Source organism: Arthrobacter sp. Dra40, assembly GCF_059091905.1.
Genome location: NZ_JBNHHB010000340.1, coordinates 1 through 3,867 on the forward strand (window position 1 = coordinate 1; position 3,867 = coordinate 3,867).

Consider the following 3,867-nt stretch of genomic DNA (forward strand, 5'->3'; position numbering starts at 1 on the left):
GCGCTATGACCCTGCCGCCGGCGAGCCCGAGGATCTGGACCTCGACGTGGCGGGCGTGCTGAATGAACTGTTCAATGAGGATCCGCGAGTCCCCGAAAAAGCGCTCTGCACGCGACCGTGCAGTATCGAACGCTGCCCTCAGGTCTTCGTCATTGTCGGCAACTATCATTCCGATGCCGCCTCCGCCCCCGGATGGCTTGACGATGACCGGATAGCCGACAGCGTTGGCGATCTTTACTGCCTCTGCGGAGTCGCTCACCGGTTCGGCAGATCCGGTCGCCACCGGCACGCCGGCGGCCTGCATCAGGTTCCGGGCGTTGATTTTGTCCGCCACCATGTCCATCGATTCCGGCGAAGGCCCCACCCACGTGATGCCGCTCTCAATGACCCGCCGGGCGAAACCGGAATTTTCGGCGAGGAAACCGTAGCCCGGGTGGATGGCCGAAGCGCGGACACTTCGAGCCGCGTCCATCAGTTTGTCGACGTTCAGGTAGGACTCGGTAGGATTCGCCGGACCGAGGGAGACAAATTCCGAGGCTTCCTTCACGAAGGGCAGTTCTGTATCCACATCCGAGCAGACGGCGATGGTCCGGATTCCCAGCCCATTGGCTGTGCGGATGATACGCCGGGCGATCTCGCCCCGGTTGGTGACCAGAAGGGATTCAAATAAGGGCGTGGTCATGAGCTGACGACTCCTTTGGCGATGAGGCGCGCCTTGGCCGAGGCCCGGAAACGGTCTGCAAGGACCGCGAGAACGAGCGCCAACCCTAAAGCGATGCTCTGCATGTTGGTATCGAGACGCATGAAGTTCATCCCGTTGCCCAGCAGCATGATGAAGATGACACCCAGGACAGTGCCGCCGACGCCGCCGCGGCCGCCCTGGAGCGAGGCACCGCCGATGACGGCAGCGGTGATGGATTGAAGGGCAAAGGCACCCCCAAAGGTCGGTTGCCCTGAGCCGCTGCGGGCGGTCAGGAGGTAGGCCGCGATAGAGGACAGAACGGCGCAGATGACGTAGGTGGCAATCAGGTTGCGCCGCACCTGGATGCCCGCGGTTTTTGCTGCCAGGGCATTTCCGCCGATGGCATAGAGGTGGCGGCCAAAGGTAGTCCATTTCAGTGCGACGAAAACAATCGCCAGGATCGGCAGTGTTACGAGAACCAGGTTGGGTATGCCCATGGTCAAGCCTGAACCCAGCCCGACGATGTACTCCCTTGGCAGACCGGAAACGGTGGCTCCGCCACTGTAGACCAGCGTGATGCCTGTGACGATGGTGGCGGTGGCAAGTGTCACGATGAACGGGTTGACCCTCAGGAAGGCCACTCCGAGGCCGTTGGCCATCCCGACGACAAGCCCGACTGCGATGCAGACGACGAAGCCCATGATCATGGACTGGCCGGAGAATTCCGGTATGCCACCATAGACTTTCTGCATCATCGTGGCAGAGACAATGGATGACAGCGCGACGGTTGCCCCTACAGACAGGTCAAATCCGCCGGTTACCAATACCAGCATCTGTCCCAGGGAAATCAGCAGGAGCGTGACGGATTGCTGGGCGACGGACAGCAGGTTGTCGGGCTGCAGGAAGCGGTCATTTGCCAAGGCAAAGACGACCACCATCACGATCAGCAGCGGCGGCAGCGGCCCGACGCTGCTGAAGAACCTGAGCCAGAACTGGCGGTTTACTTTCTTGGTACCTCCGACGGCGGTCGCCGGGCCTTTCACTTCGGTTGTTGACATGGCAGTCCTTATGCTGGTGCGCCTACTGCATGCCCGAAGGCACCAGCGACAACGGCTTCGTTTGTGATTTGGTTGCCAACGAGCTCGGCCTGCACACGCCCGCCGTTCATCACATAGACCCGGTCGGCAAGTCCCACGACCTCCTCGAGGTCGGATGAGATCATGAGGACGCCGGCGCCGTCCCTGCACAGTTTTCGGAGATTGGCATAGATTTCCTGGCGGGCCCCGACATCCACGCCGGAGGTAGGCTCGGCCACCACGAAAACCTTCCGGTCCCGCGTCAGGGCGCGCGCCAGAACGACCTTCTGTTGATTGCCGCCCGACAGGGCCCGGGCCTCGGCAGTCACGGAACGCGGCCGGATATCGAGCCGCTTGGCCAGCGACTGCGCGAGGGATCGGATTTTTGCTCCGTGGATCAGCCCCAGCGTGCTGTACGCCTTAATGCGGTTGACTTCAAGAGCAATGTTTTCCTGCACGCTGAGATCAAGTGCCAGGGCTTCCCGCCTGCGGTCCTCCGGCATGAAGCCGATACCCACCTGGATCATCTGGCGAGGGTTTGGACGGCTGAATTTCCTGCCGTTAACGGAGACGGAACCGCTGGACAGGGGGATGAGACCGAGGACAGCCTTTGCGAGTTCGCTTTTCCCCGAACCGACGAGCCCGGCCACGGCAACAATTTCACCCTGGCACACCCGCAGGGACGCATGGGCGACCTTGCCGTCGGCCGTGGATGCGTCCTCAATCTCCAACAGGGGTTCCCCCTTGGTTTCGGCCTTTTCCGGATAGACGGCCGCGAGTTCCCGGCCGACCATGTCTGTGATCAACTGCTCTTCGGAAACCTCCTCGAGGGTATGGGTCGAAATGAACGTGCCGTCCCGCATCACGGTGACCCGGTCTCCGAGGCGCCGGACTTCCTCCATCCGGTGGGTGATGTAGAGAAGCGCCCAGTCTTCGTCCCGGAGCCGGTCTATGATCCGGAAAAGCCGGTCTGCTTCCCGCTCGCTGATGGCAGCCGTGGGCTCGTCGAGAAGGAGGATGCCGGGCGTTCCGAGCAGCCCCTTGGTGATCTCGACAAGCTGCTGTTCAGCCCTGGGCAGCGTCCCCACCTCCGCGTCCGGGTCTATTGCCGCCCCAAGCTGACCGACCTTTTCCCGGGCAACGGCCCGCATCTTTTTGCGGTTGACGAACCCGAAGGTTTTTAGCTCGCGGCCAAGGAACAGATTCTCGGTCACGGACAGCGTCGGGGCCAAGCTGAAGTCCTGCAGCACGACGTTGATGCCCAGTTTGCGGGCATTCGCCGGAGAATGGTGGGCAACTTCCGAGCCTCGGACGGTGATTGTTCCGCTGTCGGGCAGGTAGTTGCCCAGGAGGATGTTCACCAGGGTTGATTTTCCCGCGCCGTTCTCGCCCAGCAGGATGTGTACTTCGCCGGGGTAAAGGTCGAGTGACATTCCTTTGAGTGCCCTCACGGGCCCGAACGTCTTGACGATATTGCTGAGTGCAACGATCGCATGTTGTTCCAAAGCCAGCTTCACTCCCTTCCGATGCGAGGGCCTCACCCCGTGACCGGACTCGCGCGTGGGGCCCGGCTCCGGTGGATGGATCAACTCTTCGGCGTCCAGCTCGTGACCGTCTTAAAGTCCCGGGGTGCGAACATCTCCGTGTAGGGCACGTCTTTGGCGTTCGCTTTGGTGATCATCTTGGGCACGGGGCCGGAGGTTGGTGCCTCCAGCTTCTGGCCTTCCAGCATCCGGACGGCTTGGTCAACGGCCATGCGTCCCTGGACGGTGGTGAAGTCCGTTGGCGAACCTACGGCGTCGCCGGCCACGATCGCGTCGTATACGGGCGGAATGATGTCGAAGGCATAGACGTCAACTTTTCCCGTCATGTTGGCGTTCCGTACAGCATTCACGCCGGCTTCGGCAGCAATGTCCACTCCGACGATGTGGGTGATCTCGGGATGCACCTTGAGGGTGTCCTCAATGAGGTTCTGCTGGATTTCCAGGCCTGGATCGGCGCGCCGCATCTCCGCCATCTTGACGTTGGTTCCTTTGATGGTGTCCTGGAAGCCTTTGACTGCGGCGTCGGACCATCCGGCGCCTTCCGGGCCGGGGAAGAAGCCCACCA

The 3,867-nt window shown here is 61.8% G+C and carries 4 protein-coding genes; all 4 read right to left on the reverse strand.

Annotated features, from left to right (window positions below):
- Positions 1–682: biotin carboxylase N-terminal domain-containing protein (locus AC5RWT_RS35310; protein ID WP_494084288.1), on the reverse strand; the 682-nt coding region annotated here is incomplete at its 3' end.
- The gene (locus tag AC5RWT_RS35315; RefSeq protein WP_494084289.1) at positions 679–1,740 is read right to left on the reverse strand and encodes an ABC transporter permease; all 1,062 of its coding nucleotides are present in this window, start codon (positions 1,738–1,740) and stop codon (positions 679–681) included. The genes AC5RWT_RS35310 and AC5RWT_RS35315, both read right to left, overlap by 4 nt.
- 8 nt (positions 1,741–1,748) lie before the next feature.
- The gene (locus AC5RWT_RS35320; protein ID WP_494084290.1) at positions 1,749–3,191 is read right to left on the reverse strand and encodes a sugar ABC transporter ATP-binding protein; all 1,443 of its coding nucleotides are present in this window, start codon (positions 3,189–3,191) and stop codon (positions 1,749–1,751) included.
- Between the two features lie 152 nt (positions 3,192–3,343).
- A partial coding sequence (locus tag AC5RWT_RS35325; protein ID WP_494084291.1) for a substrate-binding domain-containing protein occupies positions 3,344–3,867 on the reverse strand: 524 nt, incomplete at its 5' end.

Excerpts from the sequence above, each read along its gene's own strand:
- AC5RWT_RS35315 (WP_494084289.1), bottom strand. The coding sequence starts at position 1,740 with ATGTCAACAACCGAAGTGAAAGGCCCGGCGACCGCCGTCGGAGGTACC.
- AC5RWT_RS35320 (WP_494084290.1), bottom strand. The coding sequence starts at position 3,191 with ATGTCACTCGACCTTTACCCCGGCGAAGTACACATCCTGCTGGGCGAG.